The 16,765-nt window shown below is 73.9% G+C and carries 17 protein-coding genes; 9 read left to right on the forward strand and 8 right to left on the reverse strand.

Features of this window, described 5'->3' with window-relative positions; all coding sequences use genetic code 11:
- The first annotated feature begins 74 nt into the window (after nucleotides 1-74).
- Complete coding sequence (locus ABD332_RS46215) at nucleotides 75-500, forward strand: hypothetical protein (RefSeq protein ID WP_344511008.1); 426 nt, start codon at nucleotides 75-77, stop codon at nucleotides 498-500.
- Here ABD332_RS46215 and ABD332_RS46220 read toward each other — a convergent pair.
- Together ABD332_RS46220 and ABD332_RS46225 are read right to left on the reverse strand one after the other, a co-directional pair.
- Nucleotides 472-1,170, reverse strand: a complete 699-nt coding sequence (locus ABD332_RS46220; protein ID WP_344511010.1) for an SDR family oxidoreductase — start codon at nucleotides 1,168-1,170, stop codon at nucleotides 472-474. The two genes, ABD332_RS46215 and ABD332_RS46220, sit on opposite strands and share 29 nt — an antisense overlap.
- Nucleotides 1,171-1,224: 54 nt before the next feature.
- Nucleotides 1,225-2,661 (reverse strand): MFS transporter, encoded by a 1,437-nt coding sequence (locus ABD332_RS46225; protein WP_344511012.1) that lies wholly within the window; start codon nucleotides 2,659-2,661, stop codon nucleotides 1,225-1,227.
- A gap of 78 nt (nucleotides 2,662-2,739) precedes the next feature.
- Here ABD332_RS46225 and ABD332_RS46230 point away from each other — a divergent pair, with 78 nt between their 5' ends.
- The 5 genes from ABD332_RS46230 (at nucleotide 2,740) to ABD332_RS46250 (ending at nucleotide 7,313) form a co-directional block, all read left to right on the forward strand.
- Nucleotides 2,740-3,426 (forward strand): TetR/AcrR family transcriptional regulator, encoded by a 687-nt coding sequence (locus ABD332_RS46230; RefSeq protein WP_344511014.1) that lies wholly within the window; start codon nucleotides 2,740-2,742, stop codon nucleotides 3,424-3,426.
- Between the two features lie 150 nt (nucleotides 3,427-3,576).
- On the forward strand, nucleotides 3,577-3,891 hold the full coding sequence (locus ABD332_RS46235) for a muconolactone Delta-isomerase family protein (protein ID WP_344511016.1): 315 nt from the start codon (nucleotides 3,577-3,579) through the stop codon (nucleotides 3,889-3,891).
- 4 nt (nucleotides 3,892-3,895) lie between these two features.
- The gene (locus ABD332_RS46240) at nucleotides 3,896-4,816 is read left to right on the forward strand and encodes a zinc-binding dehydrogenase (protein WP_344511018.1); all 921 of its coding nucleotides are present in this window, start codon (nucleotides 3,896-3,898) and stop codon (nucleotides 4,814-4,816) included.
- Between the two features lie 44 nt (nucleotides 4,817-4,860).
- Nucleotides 4,861-5,703: an alpha/beta fold hydrolase gene (locus ABD332_RS46245; RefSeq protein WP_344511020.1), complete on the forward strand. Its 843-nt coding sequence runs from the start codon at nucleotides 4,861-4,863 to the stop codon at nucleotides 5,701-5,703.
- 62 nt (nucleotides 5,704-5,765) lie between these two features.
- A complete protein-coding gene (locus tag ABD332_RS46250; RefSeq protein WP_344511022.1) occupies nucleotides 5,766-7,313 on the forward strand; it encodes a hypothetical protein in 1,548 nt (515 codons plus the stop codon).
- Here ABD332_RS46250 and ABD332_RS46255 read toward each other — a convergent pair.
- Genes ABD332_RS46255 through ABD332_RS46270 form a run of 4 tightly spaced genes read right to left on the reverse strand, consistent with a single transcriptional unit; the run spans nucleotide 7,306 to nucleotide 11,470 of the window.
- Nucleotides 7,306-8,361 (reverse strand): LLM class flavin-dependent oxidoreductase, encoded by a 1,056-nt coding sequence (locus ABD332_RS46255; protein ID WP_344511024.1) that lies wholly within the window; start codon nucleotides 8,359-8,361, stop codon nucleotides 7,306-7,308. The two genes, ABD332_RS46250 and ABD332_RS46255, sit on opposite strands and share 8 nt — an antisense overlap.
- 10 nt (nucleotides 8,362-8,371) lie before the next feature.
- A complete protein-coding gene (locus ABD332_RS46260; RefSeq protein WP_344511026.1) occupies nucleotides 8,372-9,367 on the reverse strand; it encodes an LLM class flavin-dependent oxidoreductase in 996 nt (331 codons plus the stop codon).
- A complete protein-coding gene (locus ABD332_RS46265; protein ID WP_344511028.1) occupies nucleotides 9,364-10,407 on the reverse strand; it encodes a phosphotransferase family protein in 1,044 nt (347 codons plus the stop codon). The genes ABD332_RS46260 and ABD332_RS46265 overlap by 4 nt, the downstream gene beginning before the upstream one ends.
- A gap of 4 nt (nucleotides 10,408-10,411) precedes the next feature.
- On the reverse strand, nucleotides 10,412-11,470 hold the full coding sequence (locus ABD332_RS46270) for a methyltransferase (protein ID WP_344511030.1): 1,059 nt from the start codon (nucleotides 11,468-11,470) through the stop codon (nucleotides 10,412-10,414).
- A gap of 138 nt (nucleotides 11,471-11,608) precedes the next feature.
- Here ABD332_RS46270 and ABD332_RS46275 point away from each other — a divergent pair, with 138 nt between their 5' ends.
- The gene (locus tag ABD332_RS46275; protein WP_344511032.1) at nucleotides 11,609-12,451 is read left to right on the forward strand and encodes an NAD(P)H-binding protein; all 843 of its coding nucleotides are present in this window, start codon (nucleotides 11,609-11,611) and stop codon (nucleotides 12,449-12,451) included.
- Nucleotides 12,452-12,620: 169 nt separating this feature from the next.
- On the opposite strand, the gene ABD332_RS46280 is transcribed toward ABD332_RS46275, so the two are convergent.
- Nucleotides 12,621-14,138 (reverse strand): MFS transporter, encoded by a 1,518-nt coding sequence (locus ABD332_RS46280; RefSeq protein ID WP_344511034.1) that lies wholly within the window; start codon nucleotides 14,136-14,138, stop codon nucleotides 12,621-12,623.
- A gap of 123 nt (nucleotides 14,139-14,261) precedes the next feature.
- Between ABD332_RS46280 and ABD332_RS46285 the strand changes: the two genes are divergently transcribed.
- Nucleotides 14,262-14,561, forward strand: a complete 300-nt coding sequence (locus ABD332_RS46285) for an antibiotic biosynthesis monooxygenase family protein (protein ID WP_344511036.1) — start codon at nucleotides 14,262-14,264, stop codon at nucleotides 14,559-14,561.
- A gap of 46 nt (nucleotides 14,562-14,607) precedes the next feature.
- A complete protein-coding gene (locus ABD332_RS46290; RefSeq protein ID WP_344511038.1) occupies nucleotides 14,608-15,501 on the forward strand; it encodes an MBL fold metallo-hydrolase in 894 nt (297 codons plus the stop codon).
- Nucleotides 15,502-15,562: 61 nt separating this feature from the next.
- On the opposite strand, the gene ABD332_RS46295 is transcribed toward ABD332_RS46290, so the two are convergent.
- Complete coding sequence (locus ABD332_RS46295) at nucleotides 15,563-16,648, reverse strand: glycoside hydrolase family 19 protein (RefSeq protein ID WP_344511040.1); 1,086 nt, start codon at nucleotides 16,646-16,648, stop codon at nucleotides 15,563-15,565.
- Between the last annotated feature and the right edge of the window lie 117 nt (nucleotides 16,649-16,765).

The raw sequence follows: 16,765 nt of genomic DNA on the forward strand, positions 1-16,765 counted from the left end.
CGGCCTTCCCACGGCCTCGGCGCCGGTGCGGTCGCGCTCCCCGCAGCGCCGCCGGTCGTCGGTACAGTGGCGGCATGCTGCGGCGTGAAGGTGACGTGCTGCTGGCGCCGTGCGCCCAGTGCGGCGGCATCAGCCGGAGCTGGCCGGAGGAGTCCGTCATCTACGGGCGCATCGAGTCGTCCGTCTCGATGCAGTGCGACTGCGGGGCCGAGGGTGTGGCCTGCGACTGGGGTCCGCTTATCGGAATCGCCCGGGAGGCGTTCATCGCCCGCGTCGGGCTCGCCCGGGTGCACGCCGACCCCGAGGTCAACCGTCCGGTGCGGGTGCGGCTGCTCGCGGTGTTCCGCCGGGATGGGATGACGATCGCCGAGGCCGTCGACGCCTACGCGCGCCTGACGGGCGACGGCATCATCGACACCCCGGCCGTGACGCAGTTGCTCGCCGACCGGCTGGCCGCGGCGGGTGGGGCGGTCACGACAGCTGCGGGTACACCGTCCTGAGGTCGGCGGCGAGGGCCTGCTTGGCGCCGGTGGCGGCGTCGTCGACGAGGATCTCCAGGTCGCCCCGGGCGACGCCGTCGGCAACGGCGGTCGCGACGGCCGCGGGGTCGAGCTTCGGCACGTCCCAGCGGGACATCATGTCGGTGTCGGCGGCGCCGAGGTGGGCGCCGGAGACCTGGGTGCCCTGGGCGGCGAGCTCGAGGCGGATGCCGTTGGTGAGGCTCCACTCGGCCGCCTTCGCCGCGGCGTAGGACGTGGCGTTGAGGAACGTGATCCACGACAGCACCGACAGGAGGTTGACGACGGCGCCGCCGCCGTTGGCGGCCAGGATCGGGGCGAAGGCGCGGACCACGCGGAGCGTGCCGAAGAAGTGCGTCTCCATCTCGAGGCGGATGTCGTCGAGGTCGCCGTCGACGAGGTTGGCGAACGTCGCCACGCCGGCGTTGTTGACCAGCAGCGTGACGTCGCCGGCCGCGGCCGCGGCGGCCTCCACCGATGCGGCGTCGGTGACGTCGAGCGGCAGGACTATCGCTCCGGGCAGGTCGACGGATCGCGGGTCGCGGGCCGTCGCGTACACGGTCGCGCCGCGGGCGAGCAGCTCGCGGGCGATGTGCAGGCCGAGGCCGCGGTTGGCGCCGGTGACCAGCGCGACGGATCCTTCGATCTTCATGGTTACCTCCTGAAGTGGTCCGATCACGGTATGGCATCGACGCGCGGCTGGAGATCAGCCTTTGCGGCTACGGCGGATCGCCCAGAGGACGAGGGCGGCGCAGACGGCGGTGAGCGTCAGCGTCGCGACGGTGATGGCGTTCTCGAAGCTGTGGGTCGCCGCGGCGCGGGTGCCGACGTCCGTCAGCGGACCGACGAGCGCGGCGGCCACGATCGTGCCCGTGACGGCCATGCCGACGCTGCTCGCGACCTCCTGGCTGGTGTCGTTGAGCGCGGCGCCGATGGAGGTCTGGTCCTCGGGCAGCCCGCGCATGACCGTCACGGCGGCGATGATCATGACGACCCGCATGCCGGCGGCCGTCAGTACCAGCGCGGCGGCGATCCAGGCGTAGTGCTGCCGGCCGAGGAGGCCGTAGATCAGCAGGCCCGCGATGACGGCGGCCGCGCCGACCGGGCCGGCCAGGCGGGCGCCGATCTTCTCGACGAACTTCTCCACGAACGGCCCGACCGCGAGCATGGTGACGATCTGCGGGAGGTTGCCGAGCGCGGCCTGCGCCGGTGACCAGCCCCAGACGAGCTGCAGCTGCAGCGAGACGCTGAAGGTGAGCACGGCGAGCCCGAGGCCGATCGCCGCCTGGTACGCGAGGCTGGCCGACACCGACGGGCGCTTGAGCAGGGCGAAGTCGAACATCGGGTGGGCGGTGCTGCGCTCCCGGATCACGAACCCGAGCGCGCTGAGCACGGCGCCCGCGCCGGCGAGCCACGGCTTCGCGTGACCCCAGCCCTCCTCGACCGCCAGGGTGGCCGTCCACAGGGCGAGGATGATCGTGGCCGTGCCGAGCAGGGCGCCGGGCAGGTCCAGCGGCGAGCGGTTGCGGTGCATGGGGTCGTCGGCGGGGACGCCGAAGCGGATGCACGCGATCGCGAGCGCCGCGATCGGCACATTGAGCAGCAGCAACGCCTGCCACGGCAGCACCTGGATCACCAGTCCGCCGACGGTCGGCCCCACGGCCAGGCCGACGAGGCCGACCGAGGAGATCAGGCCGGTCGCCCGCATCAGGAGGTTCTCCTGGTCGAACAGCCGGAAGCACAGCGCCATCGTCCCGGGTGCGGTCATGGCCGCGGTGACGCCGATGACCGCCCGCACCGCGACGAGCTGGCCCGGCGTGCGGACCGCCAGCACGGCGAGGCTGGCGAGCGCGAACAGGCCGAGTCCGATGAGCATGACCCGCCGGGTCCCGTACCGGTCGGCGATGGAGCCGAACGCGATCATCAGGCCGCCGAAGAGCAGCGAGTAGCCGGAGGTGATCCACTGCAGGTCGGCGGCGGAGGCGTGGAGGTCCCGCGTGATGGTGGGCAGCGCCACGTTGAGCACGGAGTTGTCGAGCATCTCCACCAGGAAGACGACCGACAGCCCGAGGATGGCTGGCCAGACCGCCCGCAGGGAGGTGGCCTGCCCCGGCTTGCGCACCTCGATGACGTCGACACTCATCTCGCACCCCCTTCTGGAATGTCATTCCATTACTCTCCGATTCTGGAATGACATTCCAGTCCGTGTCAAGATGGAGGCATGCCACAGACACCCGCCAAGGGCCGCACCGCACGACTGTCGAGAGAGGTGGTGGCCGCCGCCGCCGTCGAGCTGCTCGACGAGCACGGCGAGCGCGGGCTCACGTTCAAGCTGCTCACCGAGCGGCTCAAGACGGGTGCGGGCGCGCTGTACTGGCACGTGGCGAACAAGGACGACCTGGTCCGCCTCGCCGCCGACCGGGTCATGGGCGACGCGCTCACCGGCGGCGCCGACGCGTCGCTGCACACGCTGGCCCTCGCGATCTACGACACCTTCGAGCGGCACCCGTGGGCCGCGTCCCACATCGGCGTGGTCCCACCGCAGCCCAACGCGCTGCGCCTGCTGGACCGCATCGGCACGCTGGTCGCGAAGACCACGCTGCCGCCCGAGCGCCACTTCGTGACCGCCACGGCCATCTTCAACTTCGTCACCAGCGTCACCGCGCAGGAGAGCAGCAACGCCGCGACCGCCGCCGCCGGCGTGAGCCGGGACACGGTCCTGGCCGAGCTGGCGGCGCAGTGGGAGGCCCTCGACCCGGCCGCGTTCCCGTTCCTGACCCGCGCCGCCGCCGACCTGCGCGACCACGACGACCGCGACCAGTTCGTCGCCGGCCTCGACCTGCTCCTGGACGGCCTGCGCCTGCAGGAGCTCAAGCTCGACACCGCGACGGACCCCGACCGCCCCTGACCGCTCCCCTGACCACTCCCGGACCACTCCCGGACCGCGACGGGGACGGTGTCGCGGGGCTCCAGGAGCGCTCCAGTCCCGCTGCACCGGCCGCGAACAGGCTGGTCCGTGAGCCCGCGCCACGCGGGACGCTCACCCTGGAGGGCATCCATGGCACTGTTCGCCGTCTTCACGCACCAGAACCCCATCGGGATCAGCTCCGACGAGTTCCGGCACCGGCTGCCGGAGGGCTTCGGCTACATCCAGGGCCTGATCGACAAGGGCATCATCAAGCACAGCTGGATCGTCGTCGGCCAGTCCGGCGGGCTCAACATCTACGAGGTCGCCTCGCACGAGGAGCTCACCGACGTCCTGTACGGCAACCCGCTCTCCTCGCACCTGCGCCTCGAGGTGCTGCCGCTGTCGACGCCCGGCGGGTTCGACGTCGACGCGTTCGCCAACCGCGACCTCGCGCCCGCGGGCTGAGCCCGTGCGGGCGCTCGTCACGACCGGCGGGGGCGACGCCGCCCCCGCCGACGTCGGCGAACCGGACCCGGCGCCCGGGGAGGCCGTCGTCGCGGTGCACGCGGCCGGGCTCAACCGCGGCGACCTGACCGTGGCCGCGAGCCTGCCCGCCGGGTCGCGGCTCGGCTGGGACGTCGCCGGGGTCGTCGAGCGGGCCGCCGACGACGGCTCCGGCCCGCCCGCCGGCGCGCGGGTCGTCGGGCTCGCGGGGCGGGACGGGTTCGCCGAGCGGGTCGCGATCCCCGCCGGCCATCTCGCCGCGCTGCCCGACACGGTCCCCGACACGACCGGCGCGGCGCTGCCGGTCGCGGGCCTCACCGCCCTCTACGCCCTCCGGCACGCCGGCTGGCTGCTCGGCCGGACGGTCCTGGTGACCGGCGCTGGCGGCGGCGTCGGCCGGGTCGCGGTGCAGCTCGCGGCAGCCGCCGGCGCGCGGGTCATCGCCCGGGTGGGCACGGCGGGCCGCGGCGACGGCCTGGCGAAGCTCGGTGCTGCGGCGGTCGGCCTGTACGGCGACACCATCGCCGAACCGGTGGACGTCCTGCTCGACAGCGTCGGCGGCGCCGCCCTGGAACAGGCGTGGACGTCGGTCGCCGAGGACGGGGTCGTGGTCAGCTACGGCAACACGACCCGCGAGCCGCTGCGGCTCCCGCTGGACTGGGGCCGGCTCCGGCCGGGGGTGTCGCTGCGGTACCTGCACCTGTTCCAGGAGACGCGCCGGCAGCCGGTCGGCCGCGACCTCGCCACGCTCGTCGGCCTCGTGACGCAGGGCCGGCTCGACCCGCAGGTCGCGCTCACGACGCCGTGGTCCGACCCGGCACCGGCCTGGGACGCGCTGCGCGACCGGAAGGTCAACGGCAAGGCGGTCCTGCGCCTCGCGCTGTAGCGGGACTGCAGCGGGCGTCGACCGGCCGTTCGTAGCGTCGCTGCATGGCTACCTTCACCAGCTACGACGGCACGGTCCTGCACTACGAGTCGATCGGCGACGGGCCGCCGCTGGTCCTGGTCCCCGGCGGTCCGCGGGCCGCCGGGTACCTCGAGGACCTCGGCGGCCTGTCGGCGTCGCGGACCCTCATCCGCTACGACGCCCGCGGCACCGGCGCCTCGCCCCGGCCCGCCGACCCGGCCACCTACGCGTACCCGAGCCTCGCCCGGGACGTCGAGGCGCTGCGCGCCCACCTCGGCCTGGACCGCCTGGACCTCCTCGGCCACTCCGCCGGCTCGGTCGTCGCCAGCGCCTACGCCGCCGGGCACCCCACCCGGATCGACCGCCTGATCCTCGTCTCACCCAGCCCGCAGCTGTACGGCAAGGGCGGCGACGACGTGGGCGACATCCTCGCCACCCGCACCGACGCCCCCTGGTTCTCGTCGGTCAGCGACGCCGCGGGTGAGCTGCTGAGCCTGCCGCCGGACACCCCACCCGCCCAGGTCTTCGACGTCCTGGACCGCTACACCCCGGCCGCGTACGGCCGCTGGGACGCCCACCAGCAGGCCCACGCCGCGACGCAGCGCACCGAATTCGCGCTGGACGCCTGGGCCGGTTTCTGGGCCGGCACCTCCACCGGCTGGCTCGACGACTTCGCCACCGTCCCGGCCCCGGTCCTGGTCCTCACCGGCGACCGCGACGCCCTCACCGGCGTCCGCATCGGCGACGTGGCCGCCGCCGGCCTCCCCCACGCCCGCCACGTCACCATCCCCGGCGCCGGCCACTACCCGTGGGTCGACGAACCCGCGGCGTTCGCGGCCGCCGTCGCCGGCTTCCTCGCCGCCTGACCGGTCGAGGGGTCGGCCCGAAACTGGTCGCGTCGGGCAGGGCCGGGCGGAACACTGCACGGGTGGGACTTCTCAACGGCCTGGCGGAGAACCCGGCCCTGCCGGCGGACCTGCTCGACGCGCTCATCGCCGCCGGTGACGACGAGCTGCTCGACGACCTGGCGTGGCGGGACGACCTGTCCGCCGCCCAGGTCCGCGCCATCGCGGCACGGAGCACCGACGCCGCCGTCTGTCTCGTCCACCATGGACACCTGCTGGCCGCCGACGTCGACGGGCGCGACGCGCGGATCGTCGCCGCGCTGCTGGACGCCACCGGGGCGCCGCCGGAGTGGGCACACGCGCACGCGGCGTCACCCGATCCCTGGATCCGCCAGCTGCTCGCGTCCGCCGCACACACGCCCGCCGAGGTGGTGGCGCAGCTCGCGGACGACCCCGAGAAGGACGTCGTCGACGAGGCCGCGAGGTCGCCCGCGATGACCGCGACGCTCGCCGAGCGGCTGGCCCGGCACCCGCACACCCGGGTCCGAATGGCATTGGCCGCCAACGAGGCCACACCGGGCGGGGTACTGGCGGCCCTGGCGCGAGACGGTGCCCACCCGCCCGCCGAGGCCTGCCCGGGCTGCGACGGAACTCATCAACCCGCGGACTGGGAGGCCTGCGACGGCGGCCACGAGAGCGCGGTCCGCGGCATCCAGAGCATGGCGGCCGGGAACCGTTCCACGCCCGCGCCGGCCCTCGTGCTCCTCGCCCGGCATCCGGACTCCTGGGTCCGGTGGGCTGTCGCGGCCCGGCCGGACCTGCCGCAGGACGAGTACGCCCGCCTCGCCACCGACCCCGTGCCCGAGGTCCGCCACGCGATCGCCGCCAACCCCGCCGTCGACGTCGCCACGCTGCGGAGCATGGCCGCCGACCCGACGCCCGGCGTGCAGCAGTGCCTCATGCACAACCCGAACGTCCCGCTCGACATCCTCACCGGCCTCGCCGCCACCACCCGGACCGGACCGACGCCGCTGTCGCGCCTCGCCGCCGAGATCGAGGCGACACCGCCGCAGGCGCTCACCGCCGCAGGCGGGACCGGTCCGGCGGTCCTGCCGCGGATCGCCGGCGCCACGGCCGGCGAGCTGCGGGAGCTCGCGACGTCCAGGGTGCCGGCCGTCCGGATGCTCGCCGCGCGGCACCCCGGGCTGCCCGGCGACCTCGTCGACGCCCTCGCCGCGGACCCCGACGCGGCGGTGCTCCAGGCGGTCGCGCGCAACCCCCGCGTCTCCCCCGCCCGCATGCACGCCATGCTCACCGCCCACGGCGTACGGGTCGCCGGCGCGCTGGCCGGCAACCCCGCCTGCCCCGCGGACCTGCTGCTGCGGATCGCGACGCTGCGGCCGCCGGCGAAGCTCGCCCTCCGCGAGATCGCCAGGCATCCCAACGCCACCGGGCCCGCGCTCGCCGCGTGCCTGGCCGACGGGAAGGCCCGGCGGGCCGCGGCCCGGCACCCCGCCCTGGATGCCGGGACGCTCATCGCGCTCCTCGACGACGGGGTCGCCGAGGCCGCGGCCAACCCGTCCCTGCCGCGCGACGTCATGCGCGCGCTGATCCAGGCGCCGGTCAGCTGAACTTGGGCAGGACCTGCTCGCCGAAGAGGCGGATGGTGCGCTGCGACTCGGACAGGGGCATGTTGCCGGAGACGACCTGCAGGCTGATCGTCACGTCGCCGAACCAGTCGCGGATCGTGGTGACCCGGTCGACGACCTCGGCGGGGGTGCCGACGAGGGCCTTGTTGTCGCGCAGCGAGCTGTCGAAGTCCGCCGACGACACCTTCTGCACGATGTTCTCGTAGCCCTCGTAGCCGGAGCTGCGGGTGACGCCCCACGCCGAGACCGCCTCCAGGAGGCGGGCGTTCGTCCACTCGGAGTAGCGGCGGCCGTTGCGGTACGCCTCGCCGGCGTCCTCGGACAGGTAGCAGTTGTAGCTGAGGTGGATGTCCTCGCCGGCGGGGTCCAGACCCGCGGCGGCGCGGGCCGCGCGGTAGCCGGCGATCATCTCCTGGACCTTCTCCCGCTTGTTGATCGACGGTACGAGCAGCAGCCCGTAACCGTTGGCACCGGCGGACGCCGCGGACGACGGGGTGATCGCGGTGGCGACGAGGATCGGCGGGTGCGGCCGCTGGTAGGTCAGGGGCAGCAGCGTGACGGGTCCGAACCGGTGGAACTGTCCGTCGAACACGAGATCGGTCGTGGTCCACAGTTGACGGACGGCGGAGACGCCCTCGTCGAAGCGGGGGCGGCTCTCGTCCAGGGGGATGCCGAACGCGGCGAACTCGTCGGGCAGGAACGCGCGGCCGAAGCCGACGTCGAGCCGGCCGTGGGAGATGTTGTCGAGCATGGCCAGCTTGCCGGCCAGCTTGATCGGGTGCGTGAACGCCGGGATGACCGCGCCGGTGATGAGCCGGATCCGGGAGGTGCGGGCGGCCGCGGCGGCCAGGAAGGTGACCGGGTCGGGGCTGTAGCCGCCGTAGGCGAAGAAGTAGTGCTCGACCGTCTTCACGTGGTGGAAGTCGAGCTGCTCGGCGAGCTCGACCAGGGCGAGCGCGTCGTCGAAGTACTCGACCGCCGCCTTGTCCGACGGGCCGACGGTCGGGAACAGGTTGATACCGAAACGCATCGGAATCCTCTCAGGCGAGAGCGGGTTGCAGCGCGAACGCCGAAGCCAGCAGCTCGTAGGAGCGCAGCCGGTCGGCATGGTCGTGGATGGTGGCGAGCGCGATGACCTCTTCGGCGCCGGTCGCCTCGGTGATGGCCAGGATCTGGTCGCGGACACGGTCCGGTGTGCCGTGGACGTAGCGCGGGAACTCGAAGCGCTCCGCGCCGAGCGGGTCGTCGCCGTCGGCGAGCTCCAGCAGCGACTGCTCCGGGGTCGGCACGGGGCGCACGTCGTTGCGGGTGAGCCGCTTGCGGAACGCCCGCTGGGTGGCGTAGATGCGCTCGGCCTCGGCGTCGGTGTCGGCGCAGTAGACGCCGATGCCCAGGATCGCCTTGCCGGTGCCGCCGGTGCGGGCCTGGTGGTCGGCGAAGACGGCGCGGGTCGGGGCCGGGTTGATGAAGTGGGCGTAGGCGTAGGGCAGGCCCAGCTGGGCGGCGACGGCGCCGCTGCGCGGGCTGGAGCCGAGCAGCCACACCTCGGGGCGTCCGGTGCCGGTCGGGGTGACGACGATGTCGTGGAACGGGTGCCCGGGCGGGAAGCTCCCGTCGAGAAACGCGAGCAGCTGGACGAGCTTGTCGTCGAAGTCGTCCGGCAGCGACGACGCGCCCCGCAGCGCGTAGGTCTCGATCGGGCTGGACCCCGCGGACCGGCCGATGCCGAGGTCGATGCGGCCCGGGTACAGGGCCTCGAGGGTACGGAAGACCTCGGCGACCTTGAACGGGCTGTAGTGGCTCAGCAGCACCCCGCCGGAGCCGACCCGGATCCGGCTGGTGCGGGCGGCGATCGCGGCGACGAGCACCTCGGGGGCGCTCCCGCCGTGGGAGTGCATCGCATGGTGCTCGGCGACCCAGTAGCGGGTGTAGCCGAGCTGGTCGGCGAGCTCGGCGAGCTCGACCGTGTTGCGCAGGGCCTGCGCCGGTGACTGGCCGGTCCCGATCGGGGACTGGTCCAGGATGGACAGTTTCAAGTGCCGACCTCCTTGAGTGTGGTCGCGAGCAGGCGCGTCGCGTTGCGGTGCAGGGGGAAGTCGGCGGGGACCAGGCGGTGCCCGGTCAGCAGGGCGGTGACCCTGGCGGTGACGGCCGCGAACCTGACCGCGGCGAGCACCCGGTGGAAGTCGAGCGCGTGCGGCACGCGGCCGGCCCGGCGGGCCCAGTGGGCGACGGTCGCGGCGCGGTCCGGCAGTCCGGGGAGGCGGTCGGCGCCGATGCCTTCGCTGAGGTGCCGATCCAGGTGCAGGAACCAGGCCAGGTCGGCCTCGGGTGCGCCGAGCCCGGCCGTCTCCCAGTCGAGGACGGCGGCCACGGACGCCCCGTCGAAGACGATGTTGCCCAGCCGGGCGTCACCCCACAGCAGGACCGGCGGCCCGGCCTGCGCAGGCACGGTCGCCCGCAGCGCGCCGATCCCGGCTCGGATGTGCGGATCCGTTGCGCAGCCGTAGAAGTCGAGGTCCGCGGCGAGCTCCTCGACCTGCGCGGCCGGCTCCGACGGCCCCAGGTCGAGGGGCGGGAGGTTGACGCGGTGGATGCGGGCGAGGACGTCGACGGCGTGCCGCCACACCGCCGCCCGCATGGGGGCAGGCGCGTCGTGCAGCCAACCTTCGCGATGGTACGAGGGGAGGTCCGCCGGGACGACCCCGGCGACGTGGCCGAGCACGCAGAACGGCGCGCCGAGGACCTCCGGGTCGGGCTCGAAGCCGAGTGCTGGCGCGACCGGCACGTCGGTGCGCTCACCGAGGAGTCGCTGCACGTGGTACTGCTGCCAGAACCGCGGCCGGGGGTGCAGCTGATAGGTGGTGGGCGCGACGCGCACGACCAGCCGTCGCCGGGCCGGACCCCCGGGGCCGGTCCAGGTGGCGTCGACGACCAGGTTCTCCGCGGAGAAGCCGGTCGACGGCGGCACGGTCACCGGCCCGAGCCGCAGGTCGGGCGCGCCGAACCGGCCGGCGAGCCACCTGGTGAGCGCCTTGCGCGTGACGTCGGGGTCACGGGCGACGCGGACGGCCACCGCCTCACTCCTTCCGCGCCGTGAGCAGGCTCGTGGTCGCGACCAGCGGGGCGTGCGACACGGTGGCGAACCCGGCGTCGGTGAACCAGGTCGCGGCGTCGGCGAAGGTGTACTCGGCGCCGCCGGCGGACCAGACGAGCATGTTGAGGCTGGCGAGGACGTTGGGCAGCTGCGGGCGGTCGGGGTCGAGCATCGGGTCGTAGACGAACGCGGCGCCGCCGGGCCGCACGGCGCGGAAGGCCGCCTGTGCGAGGAACCGGCGCCGCTCCACGGGCCAGTTGTGCAGCACATGTCCGAACAGCACCGCGTCGGCGGCCGGCAGCGGGTCGGTGAAGAAGTCCCCACCGGCGAAGGTGACCCGGTCGTTGTCGACGACGTGCGCCTCGAAGGCCGGCCGCACGTCCGGCAGGTCGAACACGGTGACCCGCAGGTGCGGGTGCGCCTTGACCAGGTGCACGGCGATGTTGCCGCGGGCGCCGCCGACGTCGACGACGTGCTCGAAGCCGCTCCAGTCCAGCTCGGCGAGGGCCGCGCCGATCGGCGCGTTGAGCACGTCCATCGCGTCGAAGAACGCGGTCCGCGAGGTGGGGTCGGCGTGCACCGGCGCGTAGGGGTCGCCGGCGCCGGCCTGCGCGTTCGCGGGTTCGCCGGAACGGAGGCTGGTGGCTAGGCCGTCCCAGGCCGGGTGCAGAGTGTGGTCGAGGAAGTCCAGGAACCCGCCGAGGAACTCGGGCCGGCCGGGCACCAGGTAGCGGCCCGCGGCGGGACCGTTGTGGTAGCGGCCGTCGCGGCGCTCGACGAGCCCGAGCGCCTCCAGCCCGGCGAGCAGGTCGCCGGCGCCCTCCCTGTGCAGCCCCAGCCTCGCGCGGACCTCCTCGGCGGTCGCGGGTGCCTCGGCGAGCGCGCCGAAGACGCCGACGTCGGCGGCGGCGAACAGCAGCCGCGCGCGGCGGGCACCCGACGCGATGTCGAGGATCGGGGCGGGATTCAGCTCCACTGTGGACTCCCAGGTGTCGTCGGACGCGGCTCCCCCGACGCTAGGAGCGGCCACTGGAGCTGCCATGGAGCCCGGCTCCACTCCAGCCACGCCGCGCGAGTCCCCAGCCACGCCGCACGAGACTCCGGCCGCGCCGCACGAGACTCCGGCCGCGCCGCACGGGGCTCCAGCGGAGCTGGAGGGGGTGCGGTTAGACACGGACGCATGACGATCCTGTTGACCGGTGCCACGGGCACCGTCGGACGCGCGGTGGTGCGGCAGTTGCTGGAGGCGGGCGAGCCCGTGCGCGCCCTGACCCGGGACCCGGCACGGGCGGCGACGCTGCTGCCGGATGTCGAGCTCGCCGCCGGCGACCTGGGCGACCCGGACAGCCTCCCGTCCACGTTGGACGGTGTGGACCGGGTGTTCCTGCTGTCGGTCGGGCCGCGCAAGGCCGAGCACGACGCCAACCTGGCGCAGGCCGCCGCGAAGGCAGGGGTGACCCGGCTCGTCGCGCTCTCGTCCCTCGCCGCCGAGGAGGCCCCGGACGGGCTGCTCGGCCGCTGGCACGCCGATGGGGAACGCGCCGTGCGGGACGCCGGGCCGGCCTGGACGATCGTGCGGCCCGGAGGGTTCATGTCCAACGCGTCGGAGTGGGCGCCGTCGGTGCGGCAGGCCGGCGTCGTCCGTGCGCCGTTCGGGGACCTGCGCGCGTCCATCGTGGACCCGCGGGACATCGCCGCGGTGGTGGTCGCGGCGCTCAGGGGCGGGCACGACGGTGCGGTGCTGCCGCTGAGCGGCCCGGCGGCGATCAGCCCCGCCGAGCAGGTCGCTGTCCTCGCCGAGGTCCTGGACCGGCCGCTGCGCTTCGAGGAGCTCAGCCTTGAGCAGGCCCGGACGGCGATGGCCCGGCGGGTGCCCGCGGAGGTGGTCGACGCGGTGCTGTCCGCACGCGCGGTGGCCGGCCCGTTCCGCGCAAGAGTCCTGCCGACGGTCGAGGACGTGACAGGCCGGGCGCCGCGCAGCTTCCGCCAGTGGGCCGAGGACCACGCCGACACCTTCCGTTAGAGACGGCCGTTCAGGGATGGCGGTGCCGGCCGGCGAGGCACGGCCGGCACCGGGCTGTGGAGCGATGGCACCGGGCACCCGCGTGCCCCGCCGGTCGCGGGCTGTCGCGGCCGGCAGGACCCGGCCCGGGCAGGCCCGGCGGGACCCGGCCCGGGCAGGCCCGGACGGGTCAGGACGCGGACTTGGCCGCGGCGGGCTCGGCGGCGGCGGGCCCGGAGGCCGGTTCGGCCGCCGGTTCGGGGGCCGCGGCAGGCGCCGGGGCCGGGCCGGGGGCCGCGATCGACGTGAGCGCGCCGACCACCGCGAACGCCGCACCGACCAGAAACGCCAGGCGGTACCCGGAGACGACCGCGTCGGCCTGGGCCGTGCCCGCGGCGAGCAGGTGCTGTGCCCGGGTCGCGCCGATCGTGGCGAGCACCGCGAGGCCGAGCGACCCGCCGACCTGCCGGGTGGTGTTGATGACGCCGGAGGCGAGGCCGGCCTCGTGCCGCGGGATGCCCGACGTGGCGGTGATGGCGAGCGGGGTCATCGCGATGCCCGCGCCGAGCGTCACCAGGATCATCGGCACGAGCAGGTCGGCGGCGTACGAGCCGCGGACCGGGATCACCGACAGCCAGGCGAGGCCGATCCCGGACAGCAGCGGCCCGCCGATCAGCAGCGGCCGGACGCCGACCCGCTTGAGCAGCACCGGCCCGGCGTAGGCACCGGCCGTCATCGCGATCGCGCCGGGCAGGAACGCCAGCCCGGCGGCGAGGGCGTCGTAGCCGAGGACGTTCTGCATGTACAGCGACAGGAAGAAGAAGTGGGCGATGACGGCGCACCCGAGCCAGAACATGACGAGGTTGGCCACGGTGATGCCGCGGGAGGCGAACAGCCGCAGCGGCACGACCGGGGCCTCGGCGACCTTCGCCTCGTGCAGGACGAACCAGGCGAGCAGCACGACGCCGACGGCGAGCGGGCCGAAGGTGACCGGGTCGCCCCAGCCGTGGGCCTGGCTGTTGACCGTGCCGTACACGACGGCGACGAGACCGGCGGTGACCAGCAGCGAGCCGAGCAGGTCGAGACGGCGCGGGCCGGCGGCCGGGTCGGGGCGGCCCAGGGGCAGCACCCGCAGCGACGCGACGATCGCGGCGAGGCCGATCGGCACGTTGACGAACAGGATCCAGCGCCAGTTGATGAGGTCGGTGAGCACGCCGCCGAGCAGCGAGCCGATCGCGGCACCGCCGCCGGAGACCGCGCTCCAGGCCGCCATCGCCCTGGCGCGCTTCGGCGCCTCGACGAAGGTGGTGGTGAGCAGCGTCAGCGTGGCCGGCGACAGGATCGCGCCGCCGAGGCCCTGCGCGCCGCGGGCGATGATGAGGGTGAGCTCGTCCTGGGCGAGGCCGCCGACGAGGCTCGCGACGGTGAAGAGCACCAGGCCGGTGATGAACATGCGGCGCCGGCCGAAGAGGTCGGCGGCCCGTCCGCCGAGCAGCAGGAAGCCGGCGAAGGTCAGCGTGTAGGCGTTGACGACCCACTGCAGGCCGGAGTCGCTGAAGCCGAGGTCCGCCCGGATGGCGGGCAGTGCGACGTTCACGATCGACACGTCGAGCACCACCATCACCTGCCCGAGGCAGAGCAGCGACAGCACGGCCCAGTCCGGTCCACGGTGCCCGGTCTCCCCCGGTGGGGCCTCGGCGACTGCCATGATCACTCCCGTTGGTTCAGTTGGACTTGATAGTCCATTACGTTAGACCTACGCGTCTAGTAGGGCAAGCATGGTGCAGCGTGACTCCAGGGCGACTGGAGGAGAACGGTCCAGGGTCGGTCCATGACCACCGTCGTGTTCGTCAACACGTTGCGGCTCACCGGGCCCGCCGAGGACCTCGAACGGCTCTACGCCGGCGTCGCCGCGTTCTTCCGTGCCCAGCCGGGCCTGGTCCGCTACCAGTTGGTGCGCTCCACCACCGACCCCGACGTCTACGTCAACATCGCCGAGTGGCGCGACCTCGCCGCGTTCCGGACCGCCACGTCGCAGGAGGCCTTCCGCACCGCGCTGCGGGTCTCCACCGTCTCCACCGGCGACCCGCACGTCTGCGAGGTCGTCGCCGCCGGCACAGGGCCGGCGTGAAGCGGCCCGATGCCGGACCTGGGGCCACCACGGCGGAGGTGACGGCATGACGCTGATCGAGGTGGGCGACGGCGTGCACGCGTACGTGCAGCCGGACGGCGGCTGGTGCGTCAACAACGCCGGGCTCGTCCACGACGGCACCGCCGCGCTGCTCGTCGACACCGCCGCGACCCTCGCCAGGGCATTGGCGCTGCGCGACGCGGTGCGGCGGGTCACCCCGGCACCGCCGGGCGTCGTCGTCGACACCCACCACCACGGCGACCACACCCTCGGCAACGCCGTCTTCGCCCCGCCCGCCACGATCGTCGCCCACGCCACGGCCCGCACGGACATGGCGGCCCGCGGCACCGCGCTGCGTCAGGTCTGGCCCGGCGTCGACTGGGGCGACCAGCCGCTGCTCCTGCCGGACCTGACGTTCACCGACCGGCTCACCGTCCACGTCGGACGGACCGAGGTGCGCCTGTGGCACCCGGGCCCGGCCCACACCACCGGCGACGTCGTCGCGTGGCTGCCCGCGCAGCGCGTGCTCTTCACCGGCGACGTGGTCATGCCGGGGCACACGCCGTTCGTGCTGATGGGCTCCGTCCACGGCAGCCTGCACGCCGTCGCCGCCCTCGCCGCACTGGAGCCCGAGGTGGTCGTCGGCGGGCACGGCCCGGTCGCGGGCGCCGCGGCCCTCGACGCGACGACGGCCTACCTGCGCTGGCTCGACGACCTCGCCGACCGAGGCCTCGCCGCAGGCCTCACCCCGCTGGAGGCGGCCCTGGAGGCCGACCTCGGCGAGTTCGCCGGCTGGGGCGAGCCGGAGCGTCTCGTGGCCAACCTCCACCGCGCCTACGCCGAACGCACCGGCACTCCCGCCGGCGCCTACCTGCCCTCCGCCCCCGTCTTCGCCGAGATGGTGAGCTGGAACGGCGGGCCCCTTCCCTGCGCCGCCTGAGGCGTGCCTGCCGGGTGGGGTCCGCTGCGGCTCGACCCCACCCGGCAGACGCGCCCGGGTCTCAGCAGGTGAGGTTGCTGCCGGCGGGGACGCCGAGGATGGCGGTGAACTGGTTGTACAGGTTGACCCGGCTCTGCACCTGACCCGGGTTGCCGCCGTTGCACTCGATGCTGTTGATCGCCCGAATCGTGGTGCCGAAGCCCTGGCCGTTGACCATGGCGTTGTGCGAGGTCGTGCCGGCGTTGCCGGTGCCGGTCATCCAGTACCAGAGGCCGGTCTGCCAGGAGATCGACGAGTTGGTGGCGACCAGGTCCGGGTTGTTGAGCAGGTCGACGCCGAGCGCGTCGCCCGCCGCCTTGTAGTTGAAGTTCCAGCTGAGCTGGATCGGACCGCGGCCGTGGTACGCGGACTGGCCGGCCGGGCAGCCGTAGGGCTGGCTGTAGTCGCAGTAGTGCGGCCAGTTGGCGGTGTTGATCTCGTTGATGTAGACGAGGCCGCCGGTCTCGTGGCCGACGTTGGCCAGGAACGCGGCCGCCTCCTGGCGCTTGACGGTGTCACTGCCGGTCTTGGCGAAGGCGGGGTACTTCGCCATCGCGTCGGTCAGGCCGGCGTAGGTGTAGAAGCCGTTCCGGCTCGGGAACATCTGGTTGAACTGCGCCTCGCTGACCACGAACCCGGTGGTGCCGCCACCACCGCCACCGCCACCGCCGGAGCACGCGTACGGGCTCCAGAACCACGTGCTGATCGTCGGATCGTAGCCGGGGTTCTCATGGGTGGCCTGGTAGTAGAGCCCGTTGGTGTAGCGCACGATCGCGCCGACCGCGTAGTACTGCCCGGCGACCCAGGCGGGGTAGTTGCAGGCCGTGCCACCACCGCCACCGCCGCCGGACCCGCCGCACGAGCCGTTGTCGGCCCACACGCCGGAGCCACCGGTGCTCGGCGCCTCGTACTGCGTCCACCACTTGGCGGTCCAGTTGTGGCTGTTGTACGAGACCTGCATGCCGCCGGTGTAGACGGCGGAGTTGTTGTACGCGGCGGCGCAGGCGGTGGCCGCGTTGGACGCGGTCGCCGGCAGGATCGCGGCGCCGGCGGCGGCCAGCGCTATGCCGGCCGCGGCGAGGAGCGCAAGAACACGTGGTCTGGGCATGGGGGGTCACCTTCCGACCATGGGGCTACCACAGATGGACGTCCGTCCATGCCTATTTGTAAACAAAACTTCTTCAGTTGTAAATACTGTTGCCAGAAGCGTCTATGGTTGCCTGCG

Source organism: Dactylosporangium maewongense (assembly GCF_039531485.1).
Taxonomy (GTDB): domain Bacteria; phylum Actinomycetota; class Actinomycetes; order Mycobacteriales; family Micromonosporaceae; genus Dactylosporangium; species Dactylosporangium maewongense.

Bases quoted from the DNA above. Each gene is read 5' to 3' on its own strand.
- ABD332_RS46225 (WP_344511012.1), bottom strand. From the start codon at position 2,661: ATGAGTGTCGACGTCATCGAGGTGCGCAAGCCGGGGCAGGCCACCTCC.
- ABD332_RS46230 (WP_344511014.1), top strand. From the start codon at position 2,740: ATGCCACAGACACCCGCCAAGGGCCGCACCGCACGACTGTCGAGAGAG.
- ABD332_RS46255 (WP_344511024.1), bottom strand. From the start codon at position 8,361: ATGCGTTTCGGTATCAACCTGTTCCCGACCGTCGGCCCGTCGGACAAG.
- ABD332_RS46275 (WP_344511032.1), top strand. From the start codon at position 11,609: ATGACGATCCTGTTGACCGGTGCCACGGGCACCGTCGGACGCGCGGTG.
- ABD332_RS46215 (WP_344511008.1), top strand. From the start codon at position 75: ATGCTGCGGCGTGAAGGTGACGTGCTGCTGGCGCCGTGCGCCCAGTGC.
- ABD332_RS46290 (WP_344511038.1), top strand. From the start codon at position 14,608: ATGACGCTGATCGAGGTGGGCGACGGCGTGCACGCGTACGTGCAGCCG.
- ABD332_RS46235 (WP_344511016.1), top strand. From the start codon at position 3,577: ATGGCACTGTTCGCCGTCTTCACGCACCAGAACCCCATCGGGATCAGC.
- ABD332_RS46220 (WP_344511010.1), bottom strand. From the start codon at position 1,170: ATGAAGATCGAAGGATCCGTCGCGCTGGTCACCGGCGCCAACCGCGGC.
- ABD332_RS46280 (WP_344511034.1), bottom strand. From the start codon at position 14,138: ATGGCAGTCGCCGAGGCCCCACCGGGGGAGACCGGGCACCGTGGACCG.
- ABD332_RS46270 (WP_344511030.1), bottom strand. From the start codon at position 11,470: ATGGCAGCTCCAGTGGCCGCTCCTAGCGTCGGGGGAGCCGCGTCCGAC.
- ABD332_RS46295 (WP_344511040.1), bottom strand. From the start codon at position 16,648: ATGCCCAGACCACGTGTTCTTGCGCTCCTCGCCGCGGCCGGCATAGCG.
- ABD332_RS46285 (WP_344511036.1), top strand. From the start codon at position 14,262: ATGACCACCGTCGTGTTCGTCAACACGTTGCGGCTCACCGGGCCCGCC.
- ABD332_RS46245 (WP_344511020.1), top strand. From the start codon at position 4,861: ATGGCTACCTTCACCAGCTACGACGGCACGGTCCTGCACTACGAGTCG.